Below are 22,564 nucleotides of genomic sequence, written 5' to 3' on the forward strand. Positions count from 1 at the left end.
ATGGGTCCCTGATCCGCCGATCGCGACCACGCGCCTCCTGGCCCACCCGCACCGCCGGACGGCGGTGCACACCACCACGACGACCAGGGGACGGACATGACCAGCACACCGAGGACGAGCGGACGCCACGCGGCGCCGCGTCGTCACCGGTGGATCTGGCCCACTGCCCTCGCCCTGGTCGTCGCGGTCGTGACGGCGCTGCTCGGCACGGGCGGCACCTACGCGCTCTGGAACGGCACCGCCAGCACTTCGGCCTCGACGGTGCGGTCCGCGACCGCCACCATCGCCACCGGCCCGCTCTCCGCGATGAACACGTCCGTCCTCGGTCCTGGTGGCGGCGTCACCGGCACGTTCACGGTCCGCAACACCGGCTCGATCCCGCTCACCATGCGGGTCGCCACCACCTCGACGAACGTCGCCTACGCCACGAACGCGACCCCGGCTGCGGTGCTCGGTGAACTGACCCTGCGCCTCGCGGTGGTCGGCAGCACCGCCGACTGCCGCACCGGCCTGTCCGGCGCGAGCGGACGGATCGCTGCCTTCGACACCGGCAGCGGCTCGTTCACCCTCGCGGCCGGCGCGAGCGCGGTCGGGTGCGTCGAGATGGACCTCGACGCCGACGCACCGCAGACCGTCGCCGGGGCCGTCACCGACTTCACCCTGACCGTGACCGGGACGCAGGTCAGCGCATGAGCCGCCGACTCCGCACCGTGCTCGCCGGGCTGCTCGCGCTGGCGTTCGTCGTCGGCGGGTCGTCCGCCGCGTGGGCGCTCTGGAGCGCGACCGGCACGACGGCCTCGAGCGTGACCATCGGGAAGACCGGGGCGTCCCTCACCGGCACGAGCGACATGACGACCACGTTCTCCTCGAGCGTGACGAGCACGACGAAGCCGCTCACCCTGACCAACGCGGGGTCGCTCGCCGGCACCGCCACCACCACCGTCTCCGTCGTGTCCGGCAGCTCGACCGCTCTCGCACAGGCCGTGAGCGTCGTCGCGTGGCCCGTGACCGGGACCGCGGCCTGCACGGCGTCGACCTCGGTCGGCACCGGCTCCGTCTCCGGCACCTGGGCGTCGCTGCCGAGCCTGACCACGAAGCTCGCCGCCGGCGCCAGTGCTGTCTGGTGCACCCGCAGCACGCCGTCCTCGTCCGCGCCGGCCTCGAGCACCGCGAACGTGAACGTGAACCTCACGGTGACGGCCGGCACGTGGAGCTCGGGCATCGTGTCCGGAGGCTTCTACTTGAACACCTCCGCCGCCATGCCCGCCCTCACGTGCACGGACCACAGCGGCAACTACGTCGAGGTCGCCTGGGCCACCTCGTCCCGTCCGAAGGACACCTGGTACGGCGCCTACGCCGGGCGCGACGCGTCCACGATGGTCGCCCCGAAGCAGCAGGACTACTACGGCCGCTTCACCATCGCGCCGAGCCAGATCCCCGCGAGCGTCGCCACGAGCGGCCCGGTGCTGATCACCGTGAAGATCCTCGACAGCGCGGGCAACCCCACGAGCACCGTGGTCGGGACCGGGCAGATCACCCTCTTCACCCAGAACGACGGGGCGGCCGTCCGGTGCGGCGCATGAGCGCGGCCACCGACGGCGCTGCCCGGCGCGCCCGGCGCCCGCCGCGCACCGGCTGGCGTGCGGTCGTCCACGCCATCGCGCTCGGGCTGAGCACGGGGCTGCTCGTCATCGTCGCCGGGCTCGCCGTCGTGCTCATCGTCGTACCGAAGGCGACCGGGTCCACGCCGCTCACCGTCCTCACGCAGTCGATGGACCCGACGCTGCCGCCCGGCACGCTCCTCGTGGTCCGGCCGACGCCCGTCGAGGACATCCGCATCGGCGACGTCGTGACCTACCAGATCACGTCCGGGCAGCCGGCGGTCATCAGCCACCGGGTGGTCTCGGTCGCGTCGTCGTCGGACGGGTCCCGGACGTTCACGCTCAGGGGCGACAACAACGCGCTCGCCGATCCCGCACCGGTGACGGCTGCCCAGGTACGCGGCGTCGTCTGGTACAGCCTGCCGGACATCGGCCTGGTGAACCAGCTCGTCAACGGGTCGCGCTCGTGGCTCGTGCCCGCGATCGCTGGGGTCCTGCTGGCGTACGGCGCCGTCATGGTCACGATCGGCACCGTGTCGGCCGTGCGTCGCCGACGCGCCGCGGGCGACGCCGACGGGCGGGGACCACGCGGTCGCGGCACCCACCGGGCTACGCTCGGGTGACGTGACGGACGGCGTGGAACGGGCGAGGGCGCTGCTCGACGACGCGGCGCGACGGCTCCGCGACGCCGACGTCCCGGACGAGGCCCTCGGCGAGTACGTCGAGCCGAAGGCCGTGCTCGGCATCCGCCGCGAGCCCACCATCCGATCGCTCGGCCGCGTGTGGCGGGTCGGCGCGCTGCTGCTCGGGTCCTCCCCCGAGACCGACGGCCGGGTGTGGGCGACCGGACGGATCACGCGCGTCACCGAACCCGGGCGGTCGCAGTTCGTGTCCGTCTCCGCCGAGGTCCGTCGGGCCTACCGGGCAGCGGCGCAGAAGGGGCACTTCGAGCCCGGGGACACCGTGAACCACGGCGCGACGCCGATCCCGGTCGACGGGTCGCTCGTCGGCTCGGACGGCGTGCTGTTCGTCGACGACGGCGGCCCGTTCGTCCGCTGGTCCCCCACCGCGGGCGCCGCCGTCCCGCTCGAGGCGTACCTGGCGGACCGCGTCGGGCTGCTGGTCGATCCCCCGCGCGGCACGACCGACTGACCACCACGTCACAGACTGAAGCCGCCGTCCGAGGTGAGGACCTGCCCGACGACCCAACTGCCGGAGGACGACGCGAGCCACCCGATGAGCTCGGCCGGGTCCTGCGGCGTCCCGACGCGACCGAACGGCGTGCTCGCCAGGTACTCGTCGAGGCCGTCGAGCGACCGGTCCGTGGTCTCCGGGTCCATGTAACCCGTGCTCACCGGCCCGGGGTTGACGGTGTTGAGCACGATGCCGAGCTCGAGCAGCTCCTTCGCGACCGTGGCGGTCACCCCGGCGAGCGCGGCCTTGCTCGCGGCGTACGCGACCTCGCCGATCATCGCCCCGTGGATCTGTCCCGAGGTCATCCAGAACACGTGCCCCTGCGCCTCGGCGTACGGGCCGGTCCCCACGATCCGGTCCCCCGGCCGTCGTGGCTCGTCCGTCCGCGGTGCGCGGCGCCGGGCGAACTCGGCGGTCAGCAGCATCGTCGCGCGGGTGTTGACCTCCCAGAAGGCGGTGAGCCGCTCCGGGGTCATGTCGAGGATGCTGCCGTCGTCCCCGCTCTTGGCGTGGTTGCACACGAGGACGTCGAGGCGGCCGGTGAGTGCCGTCGCGGTGTCGATCAGCTCCGGGATCACGGAGGGATCGGACAGGTCGCCGGGGACGTCCGCGAACCGGGCGCCCTCGGTGAGGTGTCCGCGCAGTCCGTCGCGGACGGCGTCGAGGTCGTCGCCGCCCCACGGCAGGTCGAGGTCGTGCGGGCGGTGGTGGTGCACGACGATGCTCGCGCCGAGGTCGGCGAGCTTCGACGCGACGGCGAACCCGATGCCACGGCGTCGTGAGACACCGGTGACGAGGGCGGTCTTGCCGGCGAGGGGCAGGGTGGATGCGGGCATGCTGAACCTTTCGACGGCCCCGACGGGGGCACTGGAGGGAGTCGGAAGCGGGTTCAGCGGCACTGCATGTCGGCCACCCTACACAGGACGGCGCGCCCGCGGAACCGCCGTGGAGTCGGGGGACGTCCCGGGCCCGCACCGGCGTGCTCGCGTACCGTCCGCCGCATGACGGACGCGCGCACCGCCCCGGCCGACCGACGCTCCGAACGGCGCCGGCGTCTCATCCTGCCGGGACAGTACGGCCCGGACTTCGACGACGGCGGCCCGCTCCTCGTGGTCGAGGCCCGCGAGTTCTTCACCGCGCGTCCCGTGCACCGTGCGAAGGCGCACCTGTGGCTGAGTGCGCTCCGGCACCTGGTCCGCGACCTCCGCGACCGGGGCGAGGGCGACCGCGTCGAGCACGTGCAGGTCGACACGCTCCGCCAGGCGCTGGTCGGCCGGGACGACCTCGAGGTCGTCGACCCGCCGTCGCGGACGCTCCGCGCACAGGTGCGGCACTGGGGCAGGGGCACCGAGGTGCTGCCGAGCCGCGGCTTCGTGACCGACGAGGACGAGTTCGCCGAGTGGGCCGCGCAGGGCACCGTTCGCTTCCGGATGGAGACGTTCTACGAGCGGGTCCGTCGTCGCGAGGGCTGGCTGATGCGCTCGGACGCGCCCGTCGGCGGGAGGTTCAGCCTCGACGAGCAGAACCGGGAGTCGCCGCCGAAGGGTGCGACCACGCTCGGACTCCCGGAACCGTGGTGGCCCGAGGAGGACGAGGTCGACGAGGAGGTCCGGCGCGACCTCGACCGCTGGGAGCGGGACGGCATCGCCCGCTTCGTCGGTGCGGACGACCGTCGGCGCTTCGCGGTCACGCCCGACGAGGCCCGTCACGCCCTCGACGACTTCGTGCGCACCCGGCTGAACGACTTCGGCCCGTTCGAGGACGCCACGCTCACGAACGACTGGACCATGGCGCACTCGCTGCTCAGCGTCCCGATGAACCTCGGTGTCCTCGACCCGCGCGATGCGATCGAGGCGGCACTCGTGGCCCACCGCGACGACGACGCCCCGCTCGCGAGCGTCGAGGGGTTCATCCGGCAGATCGCCGGGTGGCGCGACTACGTCTGGCACCTCTACTGGTGGTTCGGCGACGACTACGGGGCGTCGGAGGACGCCCTCGGAGCTCACGAGCGGCTCCCCCGGTGGTGGCGGGAGCTCGACGCGTCCCGGGTCGAGGCCGCCTGCCTCGGCACCGCGATCGAGGGCCTGCACGACCACGGCTGGCTGCACCACATCCAGCGGCTCATGGTGCTGGGCAACTGGGCGCTGCAGCGCGGGTACGACCCCGTGCACCTCACCGAGTGGTTCACGGACGTGTTCGTCGACGGGACCGACTGGGTGATGCCCGCGAACATCATCGGGATGTCCCAGCACGCCGACGGCGGGATGGTCGCGACGAAGCCGTACGCGTCCGGTGGTCGGTACATCGACCGGATGTCGGACCACTGCGGCGGGTGCCGCTACGACCCGACGAAGCGGCTCGGCGAGGACGCCTGCCCGTTCACCGCGGGCTACTGGGCCTTCCTCGCGCGGACGGAGCCCGCCCTGCGGGACAACAACCGGATGGCCCGTCCGCTCCAGCAGATGCGGCAGCTGGCGGACCTCGACGAGGTGGTGGCCCAGGAGGCGCGGCGCGGCTCCCCCTGACGCGCCCGGCCCGGTGGTGGGTCACGATCCCCCCACCGGGTCGCTGGTCGCTCAGACGAGGACGACGACCTTGCCGGCGATCCGTCCGGCGGCGCCCTCGGTGTGCAGCGCCTGCAGCTCGGTCAGCGGGATGCGCCGCGTCACCTCGACCGTGAGCTCCCCGGCGTCGACGAGCCGGACGAGCTCGGACAGCCGTTCGCGGTTCCGCAGCACGAACACCGTCGCAGCACGGACCCCGCGGGACTCGTCCCCCGGGGTCGCCATGAACGCCGTCGTGCTCACGACCGCACCCCCGTCGCGGACCGCGGCCACGAACGAGGCGAACTGCTCCGGCTCGATCGGGGCGAGGTTGAGCAGGACGTCGACCTGCCCGTCGACCGCCTGCAGCACGTCGGTCGTGGTGTGGTCGACGACCTGGTCGGCACCGGCGGCACGGACGGCGTCGGCGCTGCGCGGGCTGGCCGTGGCGATGACCTCGACACCGGCGCGCTTCGCGAGCTGGATCGCGTACTTCCCGACCACACCGCCCGCGCCGACGACGAGCACGCGCTGCCCGGCCTCGAGCCGACCGTCGTCGAAGAGGGCCTGCCACGCCGTGAGCGCCACCGACGGCAGCGCAGCCGCGTCCGCCAGCGGGATGCTCGTCGGGGCGGCGACGAGCGCGTCCGCCGGAGCGACGACGTACTCGGCCGCTCCGCCGTCGCGTTCCATCGGCAGGAAGCCGACCACCGCGTCGCCGACCGCCAGGTCCGTGACGTCGTCGCCGAGGGACGCGACCGTGCCGGAGACGTCGTACCCGGGGACGTGGGGCAGGGCGACCGGGATGGGCAGGAAGCCGGCGCGCATGCCGTTGTCCGCCGCGTTGTACGCCGATGCCGTGACCCGGACGAGGACCTCGCCCGGGCCGGGGGTGGGCTGGTCGACGTCGCCGTAGGTGAGGACCTCGGGACCGCCGACCTCGTGGAACTGCACTGCCTTCATGATGACTCCTCCGTCATTTGCTTCGAATTCGAAGCGATTGATGGAACCGTAACACTGCTTCGAACTCGAAGCAACAGGTAGGATCGGATCATGTCCGGAACCCCCTCGTCCCTGACGCCGACGCAGCTGCGCGCCTACCTGTCGTTCACCGAGGTCAGTGCGCTCCTGCGCCCCTCGGTCGAGCAGCAGCTCAAGGACGTGGGCGGGCTGTCGTACGTGCAGTTCCAGCTCCTGGCACGACTCGGGGACTCCCCCGACGGGCACCTGCGGATGACGGACCTCGCCGACGGGGTGGTCTACAGCCGCAGCGGGCTGACCTACCAGGCGCAGTTGCTCGAGCAGCGCGGACTCGTCACGCGCGGCCCCTCTCCGGACGACGAGCGCAGCACCGTGGTGTCGCTGACCGACGACGGGCGAGCCGTCCTCGCCGCGGTGTTCCCCGGGCACATCGGCACGGTGCACGGGCTGCTGTTCGCACCGATCACGGACGAGGACGCCGCGGAGCTCGACCGGATCCTCGGCCGGATCAGCGAGCACCTCCGGAAGAACCCGCCCCGATCGGCGTCCCGCCGCGCCGCGAGGTGAGCCGACGCGCGACGGCGTGACCCGAGCCCGCGTGCGGCGCGTGGCGGGGACGACCCGCGCCTCCTGGCCCGCTCGTCGCGCCTGTCGTTCCGTCACCGGACCCCGATAGGGTCGGGAACGTGAGCAACGAGGCATTCGACGACCGCTACGAGCTGCGCGCCTTCGCGCCCGGGACGGACGAGCAGGGGGCACCGAACGCCGAGACCGAGGCCTGGATGCAGGCCGTCGGACTCGGGTTCCACGAACCGCACCCCGGCGACGAGGCGGCGGCGCGGATGGTCGCGCACTTCATCGAGGACGACGAGACCTGGCTCGGCGCGTACGTCCGCCGACCTGCCCCGGGCTCCGTCGACGAGACCTGGCCGGCCGGTACCTTCGCCTGGTTCGGCAAGGAGCTGAGCTGGGGCGACGGTTCGTCGATCGACACCCAGGCGATCTCCGCCGTGACCGTCCGACCGACCGAGCGTCGCCGCGGGATCCTCCGCGCGATGATGACGCACGCCCTCGCGCGCGGTGTCGCCGAGGGCTACGCCATGGCCTCGCTGACCGCGTCGGAGGGCACCATCTACCGCCGCTTCGGCTTCGGCAGCGCGATCCGCGAGCGGGCTGTCCGGGTCCGCCGCGAGCGTGCGCTCCCACTCCTCGCACCGACCACCGGTGTCGTCAGCGTCGTCACGCCCGAGTGGCTCGCCGGCGGTCCCGGCCGTGCCGTCTTCGACCGGTTCAACGCGCGGACGCCGGGCTCCATGGTGCGCAACACCGGCACCTGGCCCATCGTGTTCGGGCTGCGCAACGGCGACGGTGAGCAGGCGAAGGACGTCCGCGCAGCCGTGCACCGCCCGGACGACTCCGACGAGCTCGACGGCTACGTGACCTGGCGCGTCAAGGAGAGCCGCGACGGCGACACCACGCTCGAGGTCGTCGACCTGGTCTACGCGACCGACGACGCCTACCTGTCGCTCTGGGAGTTCCTGCTCTCGATCGACCTCAACGACGTCGTCAGGTACAACCGGTCGCGGCTCGACGACCCGATCGTCGCCGCGCTCGGCGACAACCGCGCGTACGACGTCGACCACGAGGAGGACCACGTCTGGCTGCGCGTCCTCGACGTCGAGCGGGTGCTCGCATCGCGTCCGTACGCCGTCGACGGTTCGCTGACGCTCGCCGTGACGGATGCGCTCGGGTTCGCCTCCGGCACGTACCGGCTGGACGTCCAGGAGGCGCGGGGCACCGTGACGAAGACCGCCGACGACGCCGACGCGGCCGGGTCCGACCTCCAGCTCGACGTCGCGGACCTCGGTGCGTTGCTCATCGGGTCGGTGTCGCCGACGACGCTCGCGGCGGCCGGGCTCCTCCGCGCGGCGGACCCGGCGGCGCCGGCACTCCTGCGGGCGATGCTGACTCCGCCGCGGACGCCGCACGGCATCACGTACTTCTGATGCCCCTCCGCGAGTCGGTCGCACGGGCTCGCCAGGCCGTCGCGGTGCTGGCGAGCCCGTCGCTCCGGTCCGCGATCGTCGGCGGCGCAGCCCTCGACGAGCGGACGACTGCTGCCGTCGCGGCCTTCGACTGGATCGGCGACGACGGACCCGACACGGCGCTCCTCGGGCGGACGGCGCAGGAGCTGCAGCGGCTGCAGGGGCCGGCGGCGCTGCTCGAGTTCGACCGGATCGCCCGGATGCCGGTGCCGGACGACCAGCGCCACCCGCTGTCCGTGCGCATCGTCGAGCTCGTGTTCGAGCGGCTCGGCACGGGCAGGCCGGTCCCCGAGCCGGTGCTCAACGCCGCGATCGCCATGTTCGCCGAGGACGTCGCGATCGTGCGGCGGGACGCGGTGGACCTCGGCGTGCTCGTGCGGACGGACGACGGGGCGTCGTACCGCTCCGTCGGCTGACGCGGGCGCGGGGCGCGGCAGCGCAGCGCTGCGCGGCGCTGCGCTGCCGCGCGCGCCGCGTCGGGCGCGGTTCGGCGCGGTGGCGCACAACCGAAGTGCGCGCGAACCACGGGAACGCACGGCTCCGATCGACTTCCGTTGTGCGGACCCGGCCGCGCGCCGTGGTCGGCGTAGTCTGGCGCGCCATGGACGACACGGTGGTCGACTGGCTCCTCGACTCGGACCCGGCCCTGCGGTGGCAGGTGGAACGGGACATCGTCGGCGCGCCGGCACCGACCTGGCAGGCCACGCGTGCACGGGTCGCGACCGAGGGCCTCGGCGCCGCACTCCTCGCCCACCAGGACCCCGACGGACAGTGGGCAGGCGGCGCGTACTTCCCCGCCGAACCCGAGCCCGAGGGACCCGGGCAGCCGTACACCGCGACGACCTGGTCCCTCAACGCCCTGCGCGAGTGGGGGTTGGACGCCGCGGTCCTCGGCGACACCGCCGCACGGCTCGACGCGAACAGCCGATGGGAGTACGACAACCTGCCGTACTGGGGCGGCGAGGTCGACTGCTGCATCAACGCCTTCACCCTCGCGAACGGCGCGTGGCTCGGCGCCGACGTCGACGGCATCGCCGACTGGGTGCTCGAACACCAGCAGCCCGACGGCGGGTGGAACTGCGAGTGGGTCGAGGGCTCCACGGTCTCGTCGTTCCACTCGACCCTCAACGTGCTCGAGGGGCTCCTGCAGCACGAGGTCCTGACCGACGGACGGCATCCCCGCGCGGCCGAGCTCCGGGACGCCCGACACCGAGGCGCCGACTACCTCCTCGACCGACGACTGCTCCACCGGAAGTCCGACGGAGCACTCGTCGGCCCCTGGGCCGCGGAGTTCGCGTACCCGTTCCGCTGGAAGTACAGCGTGCTCCGCGCGACCGACCACTTCCGGGCCGCGGCGCTCCGTGACGAGGCGGAACCGGACCCCCGCGCCGCCGAGGCGATCGAGGTGGTCCGCGCTGCCTGTGGTGCTGACGGACGGTGGCTCCAGGGCGTCCGCCCGCCGGGCCGGCAGTGGTTCGAGGTGGACGTGCCGGCCGGTGAGCCGTCCCGCTGGCTCACGCTCGTGGGCACGCGCGTGCTGCGGTGGTGGGACGGCGACTGAGCCCTCGACGGCCGCGTCCTGTTGCGCGATCGAGACCGACGGGTGGCCCGGACCGTGCGAGCCTGGTCGTCACTGATGACGTCGGGGACGGAGCGGATCGTGGAGCGAGTGGTGGGGTGGAGCACGGTCGCCGTCATCGTGGTCGTGACGGTGCTGTGGTTGGTCATGGTCCAGGTGACCAGCTGCTCCGATGCCGCGCCCGGCCAGGGCACGAGCTCCTGCGAGACCGAACCCGTGCTCGGGGTCGCCGGATCGTGGATCGCCGGGGCAGCTGGGGCCCGCCGTCGTCGCCCTCGCGGTCTGGCAGGTCGTCCGGGCTGCACGGTCCGCCGAGCCGGTCGACGGCTGAGCCCGCTCGACCCGGGGTAGCGTGACGGCATGGCGAACGACGACGGTCCGCACCGCGGCGGCTTCCCGTTCGTCCCCGTCGCTGCCTTCACCCTCGGCGCGCTGGTCGTCATCGCCGCCGGACTCGGAGCGCGCCCCGTCCTGACCGGCGCCCGCTGGTCCCCCGCGGTCGCCCCGGCCCGCGCACCGGTCGTCGAGCCGACCGTCTCACCGCCCACCACCGACGAGCCGCAGACGCTCGGAGCTCCGGCAGCCCAGCACGTCGACACATCGTGGGTCCTCGTCGTCCTGGGGGTGATCGGCACCGCCCTCCTCGTGCTCGTGGTCCTGCACCTCGTGAGGAAGCGACGCCGTCGCACGCGCCCGGGTGCGATCGAGGTGGCCGGCCTCGCGGTCGAGGTGCCCGCCGATCCCTCGACCGAGGTCGGACGCCAGCACCTGCGTCGCGGGATCGGTCGTGCCCTCGAGGTGCTGTCCGGACCCCGCGACCCGTCCGACGCCGTCACCGCGGCGTGGCTCGGCCTGCAGGAGTCGGCAGAGGACGCCGGGTTCCGTCGGGAGGCCGCGGAGACGCCGACCGAGTTCACGACGCGGATCCTGCGACGGCTCGACGTCGACGAGACCGCCCTCGGCACCCTTCGTCGCTGCTACCTCGCGGTGCGTTTCGGCGGGACCCCGGCGACCGATGCCGACGTCGCCGACGTCCGTGCCGCGCTGCGAACGCTCGACGGCCAGTGGGCCGAGGCACCGGCCGACACCCGGGCGGACACGTCGGCCACGACCCCGGCGGACGCCGACACGGCGACGGGCCGCCCGTGACACGCCGCCGCACCGCTGGGGTGCTCGTGCTCGCCGTCGTGGCTGCGGCGATGACGTGGTTCTTCGGCGTCGGCGTCGTGCAGTCGCTCGCCGTGGGCGGCGTCGTCGCCGCGGTGGGTCTGACGTGGAGCGCGGTCCGTGAGGACGTCCCGTTGACCTGGCCCGTGCCTCCCGTCCGGTCCGAACCCGGTGCCCGACGCGACCTGTCCGAGACGGCGTGGGCGCTGCGTGCCCGGGGCGGCGTGCCGGAGCGGACGCTCGCCCGAGCGCGTGCGGTGGCCCGACACCGCCTGTGGACGCGCCACCGACTCGACCTCGACGACCCGCGCGACCGGACGGCGATCGATGCCGTCCTGCCGTCGGGAGTGGTCGCCGTCCTCGTGGGCGAGCGGCGGTCCGAGATCGACCTCGTCGCGTTCGGGAACGTCCTCACCGCGCTCGAGACGCTGGGACCCGCGCCCGAGCAACACGGCACCGGGCGTGCCACCGAGCAGCGCACCACCGACCACACCACGATCGAGAGGCACCCGTGACCGACCCCCAGACACCGAGCGCACCGTCCCTGCCCATCGCCGATGTCGCCGCGCGCGCCCGCGACGTCCTCGACACGGTCAGCGCGGTCGTCGTCGGGATGCGGGAGCCGCTCGAGCTGGCGTTCGCGAGCATCCTCGCGGGCGGCCACGTCCTGTTCGAGGACGTCCCCGGCCTCGGCAAGACGCTCGCGGCGCGGAGCCTCGCGGCCGCGTGTGGTCTCGACTTCCGCCGTCTGCAGTGCACCCCGGACCTCCTGCCCGCCGACATCACCGGATCGTTCGTCTACGCCCCGGCGACCGCGGACTTCGTCTTCCGCCCGGGCCCCGTCTTCACCGGGATGTTCCTCGCCGACGAGATCAACCGGACGTCGCCGAAGACCCAGTCGGCGCTCCTCGAGGCGATGGCCGAGGGACAGGTCACGGTCGAGGGCGAGGGCTTCCCGCTCCCCCGGCCGTTCCACGTCATCGCGACGTCGAACCCGATCGAGTACGAGGGCACGTACGCCCTCCCGGAGGCCCAGCTCGACCGCTTCATGGTGCGCCTCTCGGTCGGGTACCCGACGCGCGAGGGGGAACAGCAGGTGCTCCTCAACCGGATCGGCCGGCGGCAGGAGGTCGCGACGGTCTCCGCCGTGGTCGACGCGACCGACGTGCTGCGCATGCAGGCGACGGTCGAGGGGGTGCACGTCGACGAGGACATCGCGCTGTACTGCGTCGACCTCGCGGCCGCGACGCGCACCCACCGCGACGTGCAGGTCGGGTCGTCGCCGCGCGGCGCACAGGCGCTCATGCTCGTCGGCCGTGCGCGAGCCGTCATGGACGGGCGCGACTTCGTCACCCCGGAGGACGTCAAGACCGCGGCCGTCGCGGTGCTCGCGCACCGGATCTCGCTGACGCCGCAGGCGTGGGCGAACGGCGTGGACCCCGCGGTGATCGTGCGGGGCATCGTCGCGCAGGTGCCGGGGCCGCCGGTGGTCGGGTCGGGAGCGTCCGGCGGGCGGCCAGTGTCCGGCCTGGAGGCACGGTGAGCGTTCCCGACGAGCCGTCGGTCCGACCCGCCTCCGGGTCAGGGACCGCGCCGCTCTGGGTCCGGAACCCGGCGCTGGTCTCGGGGCTCGCCGTCGGCGTGCTGCTCGCAGGGCTCGCTCTCCTCACCGGTCGTCCCGAGCTCGCGGTCGTGGCACTGCCGGCACTCGTGACCGCCGCCTTCGGCGTCCGCCCCCGACTCGACACGACGCCCGTCCGCACCACGACCACGCTCGTGCCGTCCGACTCCGGCGAGGGCGTGGCGTACCGAACGGAGGTCGACCTGCCGTCCGCCGCGGAGGCCGTCGCCGTCGAGTTCCGCGTCGCCGGCGACCGACGGCACGTCGTCGTGGTCGACCCTCGCCGCGCGAGGCGGCTCACCGGTACCGTCCCGGTCACGCACTCCGGCCCCCAGGAGATCCTGCGGACGCACCTGTCGCTCCTCGGTCGGGGCGGCACCGCCGTCTCCGTGCCGGCGGCGGGCCCGGTGCGGTCCGCGGTCGTCCCGCCACCGCACCTGCGCGTGCAGCACCTGCCGATGCCGAGCCGGGTGACGGGCATCACCGGTCCGCACGACTCAGCCCGCCCCGGTGACGGCGGCGAGTTCCGCGACGTCGCGCTCTTCGCCCCGGGCGACCGGCTCAGGCGCATCGACTGGCGGCGCACCGCACGGCGAGCCGAGCGCCCGGGAGAGCTCTACGTGCGCCGGACCTTCGCCACGGCGGACGCCCTCGTCGTGCTCGTCCTCGACAGCCGGGACGACCTCGGCGCCGACGTCACGGAGTGGAGCGGCGCCCGGCACGGCAGACAGCAGGCGACGTCGCTCGACCTCGCACGCGAAGCCGCCGTCTCCCTCGCCACCGCGTACATCAGCGCCGGAGACCGGGTCGGCTTCCGAGACCTCGCCGGCACCGCGCGGTCGGTCGAACCCGGCGGCGGGACCCGGCACCTCGAGCGGCTCCGCACGACGATCGCCGCGGCGACGCCGCGCCAAGACGCGACGACCACGGCACGCATGCCGCTCGTACCGGCGGCGTCCCTCGTGGTGGTCCTGTCGACGTTCCTCGACGACCAGGCGTCGACGATGGCGGTGACCTGGGCCGCGACCGGCCACCGGGTCGTGGCCGTCGACGTGCTCCCGTCGCCCGACGTCCGGCGAGCGACCCGTCACGAACGCACTGCGTCCCGGCTCATCGCCCTCGAACGATCCGACCGGCTCTCGGAGATGACGGCAACCGGCGTCGAGCTGATCCACTGGCGCACCGGTGACGAGGACGCCCCTGCCGTGCAACTCCGTCTGCTCAGCCGCGCTCGGCGGACCGGATGACCGCCGGGTCGCGCGCAGAGCGCAGCGGAGCACCGTCGATCGGTCCGGCGGTCCCGGCGTGGACGATCGGTGCGCTCGGCCTGGTCGCGGGTGTCGTCGGGTCGGTCGTCGTGATCGGGGCGAGCGGCTGGCTCGTCGTCGCGGTCGTCCTCGCGGCGGCCGCAGCGGTCCTGCCCCGCGGCCCGTTCGCGGCGCTGCTCGTGGGACAGCTCGCCCTGGCCGGGATCGGCGGGACGGACCTCCCGGTCCTCCTCCTGACGACGCACCTCGTCCTTGCCACGAGCCTGCTCTGGGCCTGGACGCCGCGCACCGCCAGGGTGCAGCTCCGCGCACTCCTGCCGTCGGCACTGCGGTTCGTCGCCGTGCAGGTCGGAAGCCAGGCGGTCGCGTTCGTGGTCGTCGCCCTCCTCGGTGGCTCCGGCCCGGTCGGCGGCGTGTGGCTGGCGATCGCCGGGACGGCCGCGCTCCTGGCGCTCGCGATCGGCCTGTTCGTGCCGACGCTGCTGCGCGCCGGAGACGACGCGGAGCGCTAGGCCCGGCGGCGCACCCGCGGGTCGACGAACGCGTACACGACGTCGACGATCACGTTCGCCGTGACGATGAGCAGCGCCGAGAACAGCGTGAACCCCACGACGACCTGGAGGTCGAGCGTGTGCACCGCGTCGATGAGCAGCGCACCGAGCCCCTGCATCGAGAACACCTTCTCGGTGATGACGGCACCGCCGAGCAGCGACCCGAGGTCGAGCCCGAACAGCGTCACGACCGGGAGGATCGCCGTCCGCAGCCCGTGGCGCACGACGACCTGGCGTTCGCGGAGGCCCTTCGCGCGGGCGGTCCGGACGAAGTCCTGCGACATCGACTCGAGCATCTCGCCCCGGGTCAGTCGGGCGTAGATCGCCGCACTGATGAAGGCGAGCACGCACCACGGCAGGACGAGGTGCGTGAACCACCCGACTGGATCGTCCCCGAACGCGACGTAGCCGCTGGTGGGCAGGACGCCGAGGACGAACCCGAACAGCAGGATCGCCAGCAGCCCGACGAGGTAGGACGGCGCGGACACCCCGGCGACGGCGATCGTCATGACCGTCCGGTCGACGTACGTGCCTCGGCGCAGTGCCGACAGCGCGCCACCGGCCACCCCGGCGACGAGCCAGAGCACGGCTGCGCCGACCGCGATCGACGCGGTGACGGGCAGGCGCGTGAGGATGAGGTTCGTGACGCTGTCGTGGAGCTGGAACGAGTAGCCGAAGCAGGGCGCCGCGCAGTGGATGACGGAGGCGCCGGACCCGAACGTCCGCCCGGTGAAGATGCCCGCGAGGTACGCCCCGAACTGGGCGATCCACGGCTTGTCCGTCCCGAGGAACGCCTGCACCTCGCGCAGCCGGTCGGGCGTGCAGGGCTTGTCGCAGATCGCGCGCGCCGGGTTCGTCGGCAGCAGCATGAACAGGGCGTAGGTGATCGCGGCCACGATGAGCAGGACGACCGCTGCGCCGAGCACGCGGATCGCGATGAAGCGGAAGGTGGTCACCGGTTGCTCCTCCGCGGGTCGAGGGCGTCGCGCAGGGCGTCGCCGAGCACGTTGAACGCCAGGGTGATGAGGAACAGCGCCAGGCCCGGGAACACGAGGTACATCGGGTCGGTCTGCACCCAGCCGATCGCGTCGCCGATGCTGCGACCCCACGACGGTGTCGGCGGGGTGACGCCGACGGCGAGGAACGACAGCGCGGCCTCGGCGCCGATCATCGACGGGATCGAGATCGTCGCGTAGACGGTGATCGTCGCGGCGAGGTTCGGCAGCAGCTGCGTCCGGATGACGTGCCAGCGCCCGGCACCCATCGCGGTGGAGGCGACGACGTAGTTCCGGGTGACGAGCGACAGCGTCTGCCCGCGCACGACACGGGCGACCGAGGGCCACCCGAAGAACCCGATGACGAGGACGACGAGCACGGGCTTCGGGAACGACGTCGGGACGATCGCGGTCAGGGCGATCATGAAGACGAGCGACGGGAAGCCGAAGATGACGTCGACGACGCGGGAGAGGACGCGGTCGTACCAGCCGCCGAAGAACCCGGTCGTCACGCCGACGAGCACGCCGATGACGATCGAGACGATCGTCGCGGCGATCCCGATGCCGAGCGAGGTGCGGGCACCGTAGGTGACGATCGCGAACAGGTCGCGCCCGGTCAGGGGCTCGACCCCGAACCAGTGCTCGGCGCTGATCCCTCCGCCGACCCCGCGCGGGGCGCCGAACGAGTTGAGCGCGTCGATGTGGTACCCGTACGGGTCCTGGCCGGTGACGGCGGCGATGAGCGGCGCCGCGAGCGCGACGACGACGAACACCACGATGACGACCGCGGACGCGACCGCCCAGCGGTCCTGACGCACGCGGCGGACGACGGCGCGGAAGCCGGTGCTCCGGTTCGCGGCTGCCGCGACCGGACGGTCGACGACGTTGGCGGTCACGAGGCCACCCCTTCCCACGCGCGCCAGGCCTCGCGGCGGGCGGCCTGTCGCGCCGGGTCGGCGACGGGCGCTGCCGCGAGGAGCATGCGCGTGTAGTCCTGCTGCGGATCGTCCAGCACGGCGTCGGTCGTGCCGCGCTCGACCACGCGGCCGTCGTGCAGCACGACCACCTCGTCGGCGAGCTGCCGCACCACGGCGAGGTCGTGGCTGATGAGGAGCATGCCGAAGCCGAAGTCCTGCTGCAACGCGGCGAGGAGGTCGAGCACGGCGGCCTGCACGGTGACGTCCAGCGCCGACGTCGGTTCGTCGGCGATCACGAGCGCGGGCCGGAGCGCGAGGGCCCGGGCGACCGCCACGCGCTGCCGCTGCCCGCCGGAGAGCTGGTGTGGGAAGCGCTCGGCCCACGACGGGTCGAGCTGAACCGCCACGAGCAGCTCGCGGACCCGTTCGGCACGGTCCGCCGCCGAGGCCGTGCCGTGCACGAGGAGCGGCTCGGCGATGCTCCACCCGATGGTCTGTCGCGGGTTGAGCGAGGACGCGGGGTCCTGGAAGACGATGCCCACCCGGCTGCGGAGCTCGCGCAGGCGTGCACCACGAGCGGTGCGGAGGTCGCTGCCGTCGACCTCGACGGACCCCGCGACGACCGGCACGAGACCGGCGAGCGCACGTCCGATGGTGGACTTGCCGGACCCCGACTCCCCCACGAGTCCGAGCGTCTCGCCCGCGCGGAGCGCCAGGTCGATGCCGGAGACGGTGGGGTCACCGCGGCGCGCGTAGCGCACGGCGACGTCGCGCAGCTGCGCGACGAGGGGCCGGGAGGCGCGGCTCGTCTCCGTCACGCGGCTCGCGTCGCGGGACCCGAGACTCACCCCCGCGGACAGTTCCGCGGCGTCCGTGTCCGCATCTCGTCCGCTGGGCCGAGTCTCGGCCACAGGGGTGTCCGCAGCGTGCGGTGCGGAGGTGGGTCGCGCCTCCAGGGCCGGCACCGCCGCGAGGAGTGCCCGCGTGTACTCGGCGTCCGGGTGCGCGAACACCTCGGCCACGGTCCCGTGCTCGACCGGGTCGCCGCGCCGCATCACGAGCACCTCGTCGGCGACGTCCGCCACCACGCCCATGTCGTGCGTGATGAGCAGCACGGCGAGGTCGCGCTCGCGACCCAGCGTGCGGAGCAGGTCGAGGATGCCCGCCTGCACCGTGACGTCGAGCGCGGTGGTCGGCTCGTCCGCGATGAGGGCGACCGGGTCACCGGCGAGGGCCATCGCGATCATCGCGCGCTGGAGCTGGCCGCCGGAGAGCTCGTGCGGGTAGGCCTTCCGGATCCGCTGCGGGTCCGGGAGCCCCGCCGCGCGGAGGAGCTCGTCGGTCCGCGCGGACACACCGCGTCGGTCGAGGTCCGTCGGGTGGGCCGTGATCGCCTCGGCGATCTGGCTGCCGATCGAGAGCACGGGGGTGAAGGAGTTCATCGGCTCCTGGAACACGACGCCGATGCCGGCACCGCGGACCGCTCGGAGCTCGTCGTCCGACGCCCCGACGAGCTCGGTGCCGCGGAAGCGGATGCTGCCGGTGACGCGGGCCTCCGGCGGGAGCAGGCCGAGCACGCTCATCGCGCTGACGGACTTGCCCGACCCGGACTCGCCGACGAGGGCGAGCACGCGGCCGGGCGTCAGGGTGAAGGAGACGTCACGGACGACGGGCTCCGCGTCGCCGAACGCGACGCGGAGCCCCTCGACCTCGAGCAGCGGTGCACTCACTTGGCGAGCGAGACCTTGAGGTAGTTCGGGTACGCCGGGAAGTCCGCGATCTGGAAGTTCTGCACGTTCGAACCGGCGAGGAAGGACTGCTTCGCGTAGGTGAGCGGGACGATCGGGGCGTCGGCCATGATCTTCTTGTCCGCCTCGGCCCAGAGCTTCTGCGCATCCTGCTGGTCGATGGTGCCCGTCGCCTGCTTGATCAATGCGTCGACCTCGGGGTTGCTGTACTTCGAGACGTTGTAGCCGCCCCCACCGATCTGCGACGAGTCGTACAGCGGCTGGATGTTGGCGTTCGCGCTCGGGAAGTCCGGCTGCCAGCTGAACATCGCGAGGTCGAAGTCGTCGCCGTCCGTCGTCGCCGTGTAGAACGAGTCGATGTCGAGCGGCTTGAGCGTCACGGTGATGCCCGCGCGCTTGAGGCCGGCCTGGATCGCCTGCGCCTCGGCCAGGTTCGCCGAGTCGTTCTGCGTCACCAGGGTCAGCTTGAGGTCCGAGACACCCGCTTCCTGCAGGAGCTTCTTCGCCTTCGCCACGTCACCGGTGGAGCCGGGCTCGTACAGGTCGTACTGCTGGCGCCCCGCGATGCCGGGCGTGATGAGCGTCGTCGCGTAGGAGCCGGCGAGGGCACCACCGGCGGCGATCCGGTACGACTTCTTGTCGACGGCGTACTGCAGCGCCTGCCGGACCTTGAGCTCCTTGAGCGAGCCCTTCTGCGTGTTGATCGCGAGGTAGTTGATCGGGCCGGCCTTCGAGGTGGCGAGGCGGTCCTGGGCGGCCGGGTTCGAGCGGACCTGGTTCAGCTCCGCAGCACCGAGGTACGTCGCGCCGAACGAGTCCTTCGCGTCACCGTTGTCGGCGATCAGCGTCTGGGTGACGGTCGACGGGTCCTGGCTCTCCTTGAACACGACCTTCGACGGGCCGGCGGTGCGGACGTCGTCGGTCTTCGCGCTCCACTCCTCGTTCCGGACGAGGGTGATCTGCGAGCCCTGCGTGTTCGACTGCACCTCGTAGGGGCCGGAGGCGACGGGCTTGGCGTCGTACGCACCGGTGTCGGTGCCGTCGCCCTCGGGAACCGGGGCGAACGCGGGCATCGACACGATCCACGGCCAGTCGCCGTACGCCGCGTTGAGCTTGAAGACGATCGTCGAGTCGTCCGGGGTCTCGATGCTGTCGAGGGTCTTGCCGTCGAACGGACCCTTGTAGCTGTCACCGCCGACGAGGAGCGACTTGTGGTAGCTCAGGCCACCGGTGAGCGTCGGCGCGAACGAGCGCTCGATGCCCCACTTGATGTCCTTCGTGGTGACCTCGGTGCCGTCCTGGAACTTCAGCCCCTTCTTGAGGTGGTAGGTCCAGGTCTTGCCGCCGTCGCTCGAGTCGCCGGTGGTCGTCGCGAGGTCCGGGACGACCTTGGCCGTCTTGCCGGGCTCGACGTCCCACGCGGTGAGGCGACGCAGCACCAGGCCGAGCGTCGTGATGTTGAGGTTCTGGCTGGTCGCCGGGTCGAGGTGCACCGCGGTGGCCGTCGTCAGGATGTTGAGCGTGCCGCCCTTGGACGTTCCGCCCGAGGCGTCGTCCGAGGCACCCCCGCCCGAGCAGCCGGTGAGAACCAGGGCTGCGGCTGCGGCGACCGCAGCGGTGATGGTCAGGCGCGTGGGGCGTCTCATGACGGGGTGCTCCTCGTGGGGAAGGTTGTGCTCGACGGCCGCGGAGTGGTCGCCTGGGGTGTCCCGGGTCGGGTCACCGGGCGTCGTCCATCCTGACATCCGGAGGAGTACCCGTCCGAATCTCGCGTGCGCTGGACGTCGCACGGCGTAACGGTCCAACTCCGGCCGGGCACCACGGCATTCCCGATGCGTCCGCCCCGACGTCTCGGGGCGTCACCGGGTCCAGCGGTACTCGTACTCCGGCCGCCCCGGACCGCTGTGCCGGACGTCCTTGTCCGCCTGACCCGCATCGACGAGGTGCTCCAGGTACCGACGCGCCGTGACCCTCGACGTGCCCGTGGTCGACGCGACCTCGGTGGCGGAGACCCCGCCGCCGGCCTGCACCAGCACCTCGCGGACGGCCTGCAGCGTCTCGCGAGCGATGCCCTTCGCGAGCTCCGGCTGTCCCGCCGGTCGCAGTGAGCCGAGGCGCTCGTCGATGTCGGCCTGGGTCAGGGTGCGGCGGTCGTCGAACCCGAGGCGGAACGCACGGTACGTGGTGAGCCGTTCGGCGAAGGTCCGGTAGCTGAAGGGCTTGACGAGGTACTGCACGACCCCGAGCGCGATGGCGTTCCGGACGCCTCGGGCGTCGTGCGCTGCCGTGACCGCGATCACGTCCACCGCCGACCCGGCTGCGCGGAGGGCACGGACCAGCTGCAGACCGTGGGCGTCGGGCAGGTTGAAGTCGAGCAGCACGAGGTCCGGTGCGTGTGCTGCCACGGCGGCGAGCGCCTCGCGTCCGTCGGCTGCCGTCGCCACGACGACGAACCCGTCCAGCCGACCGACGTACGCGGCGTGCGCCTCGGCGGTGAGGGGCTCGTCCTCGACGACGAGGACGCGGATCGGATCGGTCACACGCGGGCTCCCCGCGGCGCGAGCTCGATCGTGAAGGTACTGCCGCCGGAGCCGGTCTCGACGGCGACCGAACCGCCGAGGCGAGCGACCGTCGACCGCACCAGGTCCAGCCCGAAGCCACGTCCCTCCGGGCCGGCCGCCTTCGTCGACCACCCGCGCCGGTACGCGGACTCGACGTCCACGATCCCGGACCCGTTGTCCGCGACGACCACGCGGGTCGTGCCGTCGGTGGTCGCGACGGTCACCCGGACGAGCGGTCGCCGGACGGTGTCCTGCTCGTCGGCACCGCCGGGGCCGCACGTCTCGGAGACCGCGTCGATGGCGTTGTCGACGAGGTTCCCGAGCACGGTGACGACGTCCCGTTGGTCCACCGGCACCCGGTCGGCGAGGCGCCCGGTGTCGACGACGAGGTCGACGCCGCGCTCGCGTGCCTGTGCCTGCTTGCCACGCAGCAGGGCGATGACGACCTCGCGCGGGGAACCCGACCGGTCGGAGTCCGCAGTGTGGGCGTCCGCGACAGCCGCCGCGGTCGGGTCCGCTGCCCGCTCGATCTCGTCCGACGCGAACCGGATCGCCTCGTCCACCCGGCCGAGCTCCATCAGCGCGACCACGGCGTGCATGCGGTTCGCGAACTCGTGCGTCTGCGACCGCAGCGCGTCGGTGAGGGTCCGGGTCGCCGCGAGCTCCCCGGACAGGTGCAGCAGCTCGGTCTGGTCCCGGATCGTCGTGACCGTGCCGAGCGGCTTCGTCGACGTCCGCGCGAACGCCAGCTCCTGGTTGACGATCAGGACCCGGTCGGCGGTCTCGTGGACCTCGTCGACGGCACGGTCACCCGACCGCAGCAGCGCGCGCAGCCCGTCCGGCACGTCGAGCGCGTCGACGGGGATCGGCTCCTGGTGGTCGTCGGGTGCCGGCAGGTGCAGGAGTTCAGCGGCACGGTCGTTGTGCAGCACGATCTTCCCGGAACGGTCCACCACGACGAGACCCTCGTGCACGGAGTGCAGCACCCCGGAGTACGACGCGAACACGCGGGCGAGCTCCTCGGGTCCGCGTCCCGCCGTGACCCGGTCGAGGTAGCGGCTGAGCAGCCACGTGAAGAGCGCCGACACCGCCACGACCACGGCGGCCAGCCCGATGACGCCCACGAGTCGCGGGACGAGCGCGTCCGTGATGTTCGCGACCGTCACGCCCGCGGCGACGAGCCCGACGACCCGCCCGTCGTCGTCGGTGATCGGCGTCACCGCGCGGACGGACGGGCCGAGCGTGCCGGACGAGGTCTCGGTGAAGGTCCCGCCCGCGAGGGCAGGAGCGGTCGTGCCGAGGAACGGTCGGCCGATCTCCGACGGGTCGGGGTGCGTGAACCGGGTGCGGTCCGGAGCCATGATCGTGATGAAGTCGGTGTGCGTCCGGCGCATCAGGTCGAGCGCGTACGGTTCGAGCTCGCGCGACGGATCCGGACCGGTCACCTGGTCGACGACGAACGGGTTGCGGGCCACGGACACCGCGACCGCGGTGGACTTCTCCGCCGCGCTGGACTCGAGGTCGGCCCGGGCGGACCGCCAGCTCCAGAGCCCGCCGACCGCGACGCCGACGACGACGAACAGCAGCTGCAGCGCGAAGAGCCGCCGTGCGATGCTCCATCGTCTCGGTGCCACTGCTCGACCCTCCTCGCGTCGTTGCGGGAGCACCATTCTGACGCACGGGACGGGATCCCGCTGCGGCGCCGTGAACGCTATGAACGCAAATCCCCCGATCGTCCCGACGTGCACGAGTGTGGGGCCGTGCTCCCCAGCACGAGCCGACCGGAGCGATGG

The 22,564-nt window shown here is 72.9% G+C and carries 23 protein-coding genes; 15 read left to right on the forward strand and 8 right to left on the reverse strand.

From position 1 onward, the window contains the following. The first annotated feature begins 96 nt into the window (after window positions 1-96). The 4 genes from QE359_RS17825 to QE359_RS17840 are packed head-to-tail and all read left to right on the forward strand — an operon-like array spanning window position 97 to window position 2,753. Window positions 97-693 (forward strand): TasA family protein, encoded by a 597-nt coding sequence (locus QE359_RS17825; protein WP_309780166.1) that lies wholly within the window; start codon window positions 97-99, stop codon window positions 691-693. Beyond that, window positions 690-1,583, forward strand: a complete 894-nt coding sequence (locus tag QE359_RS17830; RefSeq protein ID WP_309780167.1) for a hypothetical protein — start codon at window positions 690-692, stop codon at window positions 1,581-1,583. The genes QE359_RS17825 and QE359_RS17830 overlap by 4 nt, the downstream gene beginning before the upstream one ends. Continuing rightward, a complete protein-coding gene (locus QE359_RS17835; RefSeq protein WP_309780168.1) occupies window positions 1,580-2,224 on the forward strand; it encodes a signal peptidase I in 645 nt (214 codons plus the stop codon). The genes QE359_RS17830 and QE359_RS17835 overlap by 4 nt, the downstream gene beginning before the upstream one ends. A gap of 1 nt (window position 2,225) precedes the next feature. Beyond that, window positions 2,226-2,753: a hypothetical protein gene (locus QE359_RS17840; RefSeq protein ID WP_309780169.1), complete on the forward strand. Its 528-nt coding sequence runs from the start codon at window positions 2,226-2,228 to the stop codon at window positions 2,751-2,753. An 8-nt stretch (window positions 2,754-2,761) separates the two neighbouring features. Here QE359_RS17840 and QE359_RS17845 read toward each other — a convergent pair whose 3' ends face one another. Continuing rightward, window positions 2,762-3,631 (reverse strand): SDR family oxidoreductase, encoded by an 870-nt coding sequence (locus QE359_RS17845; RefSeq protein WP_309780170.1) that lies wholly within the window; start codon window positions 3,629-3,631, stop codon window positions 2,762-2,764. Window positions 3,632-3,796: 165 nt separating this feature from the next. On the opposite strand from QE359_RS17845, the gene QE359_RS17850 reads away from it, so the two are divergent. Continuing rightward, window positions 3,797-5,320, forward strand: coding sequence for a cryptochrome/photolyase family protein (locus QE359_RS17850; protein WP_309780171.1), 1,524 nt, complete (start codon window positions 3,797-3,799; stop codon window positions 5,318-5,320). A gap of 51 nt (window positions 5,321-5,371) precedes the next feature. Here the strand turns inward: QE359_RS17850 and QE359_RS17855 are convergent, their stop codons facing one another. Continuing rightward, window positions 5,372-6,301 carry an NADP-dependent oxidoreductase gene (locus tag QE359_RS17855; protein WP_309780172.1) on the reverse strand — a complete coding sequence of 310 codons (930 nt, stop codon included), beginning with the start codon at window positions 6,299-6,301 and terminating at the stop codon, window positions 5,372-5,374. Window positions 6,302-6,391: 90 nt separating this feature from the next. Between QE359_RS17855 and QE359_RS17860 the strand changes: the two genes are divergently transcribed. The 10 genes from QE359_RS17860 (at window position 6,392) to QE359_RS17905 (ending at window position 14,511) form a co-directional block, all read left to right on the forward strand. After that, a complete protein-coding gene (locus tag QE359_RS17860; protein ID WP_309780173.1) occupies window positions 6,392-6,886 on the forward strand; it encodes a MarR family transcriptional regulator in 495 nt (164 codons plus the stop codon). A 119-nt stretch (window positions 6,887-7,005) separates the two neighbouring features. After that, the gene (locus tag QE359_RS17865; protein WP_309780174.1) at window positions 7,006-8,325 is read left to right on the forward strand and encodes a GNAT family N-acetyltransferase; all 1,320 of its coding nucleotides are present in this window, start codon (window positions 7,006-7,008) and stop codon (window positions 8,323-8,325) included. Next, on the forward strand, window positions 8,325-8,780 hold the full coding sequence (locus tag QE359_RS17870; RefSeq protein WP_309780175.1) for a DUF2087 domain-containing protein: 456 nt from the start codon (window positions 8,325-8,327) through the stop codon (window positions 8,778-8,780). Before QE359_RS17865 ends, QE359_RS17870 begins: the two co-directional genes overlap by 1 nt. A gap of 185 nt (window positions 8,781-8,965) precedes the next feature. Further along, complete coding sequence (locus QE359_RS17875) at window positions 8,966-9,925, forward strand: prenyltransferase/squalene oxidase repeat-containing protein (protein WP_309780176.1); 960 nt, start codon at window positions 8,966-8,968, stop codon at window positions 9,923-9,925. Between the two features lie 99 nt (window positions 9,926-10,024). Beyond that, the gene (locus tag QE359_RS17880; protein WP_309780177.1) at window positions 10,025-10,294 is read left to right on the forward strand and encodes a hypothetical protein; all 270 of its coding nucleotides are present in this window, start codon (window positions 10,025-10,027) and stop codon (window positions 10,292-10,294) included. 9 nt (window positions 10,295-10,303) lie between these two features. After that, window positions 10,304-11,092, forward strand: coding sequence for a DUF4129 domain-containing protein (locus QE359_RS17885; RefSeq protein WP_309780178.1), 789 nt, complete (start codon window positions 10,304-10,306; stop codon window positions 11,090-11,092). After that, on the forward strand, window positions 11,089-11,625 hold the full coding sequence (locus QE359_RS17890; protein ID WP_309780179.1) for a hypothetical protein: 537 nt from the start codon (window positions 11,089-11,091) through the stop codon (window positions 11,623-11,625). Before QE359_RS17885 ends, QE359_RS17890 begins: the two co-directional genes overlap by 4 nt. Continuing rightward, complete coding sequence (locus QE359_RS17895; RefSeq protein WP_309780180.1) at window positions 11,622-12,653, forward strand: MoxR family ATPase; 1,032 nt, start codon at window positions 11,622-11,624, stop codon at window positions 12,651-12,653. The genes QE359_RS17890 and QE359_RS17895 overlap by 4 nt, the downstream gene beginning before the upstream one ends. Continuing rightward, window positions 12,650-13,978: a DUF58 domain-containing protein gene (locus QE359_RS17900; protein WP_309780182.1), complete on the forward strand. Its 1,329-nt coding sequence runs from the start codon at window positions 12,650-12,652 to the stop codon at window positions 13,976-13,978. Before QE359_RS17895 ends, QE359_RS17900 begins: the two co-directional genes overlap by 4 nt. Beyond that, window positions 13,975-14,511 (forward strand): hypothetical protein, encoded by a 537-nt coding sequence (locus QE359_RS17905; protein WP_309780183.1) that lies wholly within the window; start codon window positions 13,975-13,977, stop codon window positions 14,509-14,511. The genes QE359_RS17900 and QE359_RS17905 overlap by 4 nt, the downstream gene beginning before the upstream one ends. Here the strand turns inward: QE359_RS17905 and QE359_RS17910 are convergent. The 6 genes from QE359_RS17910 to QE359_RS17935 form a co-directional block, all read right to left on the reverse strand. After that, window positions 14,508-15,506 carry an ABC transporter permease gene (locus QE359_RS17910; RefSeq protein ID WP_309780185.1) on the reverse strand — a complete coding sequence of 333 codons (999 nt, stop codon included), beginning with the start codon at window positions 15,504-15,506 and terminating at the stop codon, window positions 14,508-14,510. The two genes, QE359_RS17905 and QE359_RS17910, sit on opposite strands and share 4 nt — an antisense overlap. After that, window positions 15,503-16,441, reverse strand: a complete 939-nt coding sequence (locus tag QE359_RS17915) for an ABC transporter permease (protein ID WP_071295585.1) — start codon at window positions 16,439-16,441, stop codon at window positions 15,503-15,505. Before QE359_RS17915 ends, QE359_RS17910 begins: the two co-directional genes overlap by 4 nt. After that, window positions 16,438-18,192, reverse strand: a complete 1,755-nt coding sequence (locus tag QE359_RS17920; RefSeq protein ID WP_309780187.1) for an ABC transporter ATP-binding protein — start codon at window positions 18,190-18,192, stop codon at window positions 16,438-16,440. The genes QE359_RS17915 and QE359_RS17920 overlap by 4 nt, the downstream gene beginning before the upstream one ends. Next, window positions 18,189-19,856, reverse strand: a complete 1,668-nt coding sequence (locus tag QE359_RS17925; RefSeq protein WP_309780188.1) for an ABC transporter substrate-binding protein — start codon at window positions 19,854-19,856, stop codon at window positions 18,189-18,191. The genes QE359_RS17920 and QE359_RS17925 overlap by 4 nt, the downstream gene beginning before the upstream one ends. A gap of 213 nt (window positions 19,857-20,069) precedes the next feature. Further along, a complete protein-coding gene (locus QE359_RS17930) occupies window positions 20,070-20,750 on the reverse strand; it encodes a response regulator (RefSeq protein WP_309780189.1) in 681 nt (226 codons plus the stop codon). Further along, complete coding sequence (locus tag QE359_RS17935; RefSeq protein ID WP_309780190.1) at window positions 20,747-22,405, reverse strand: ATP-binding protein; 1,659 nt, start codon at window positions 22,403-22,405, stop codon at window positions 20,747-20,749. Before QE359_RS17935 ends, QE359_RS17930 begins: the two co-directional genes overlap by 4 nt. Window positions 22,406-22,564: the final 159 nt, after the last annotated feature.

The organism is Curtobacterium sp. SORGH_AS_0776, assembly GCF_031453355.1.
Lineage (GTDB): Bacteria > Actinomycetota > Actinomycetes > Actinomycetales > Microbacteriaceae > Curtobacterium.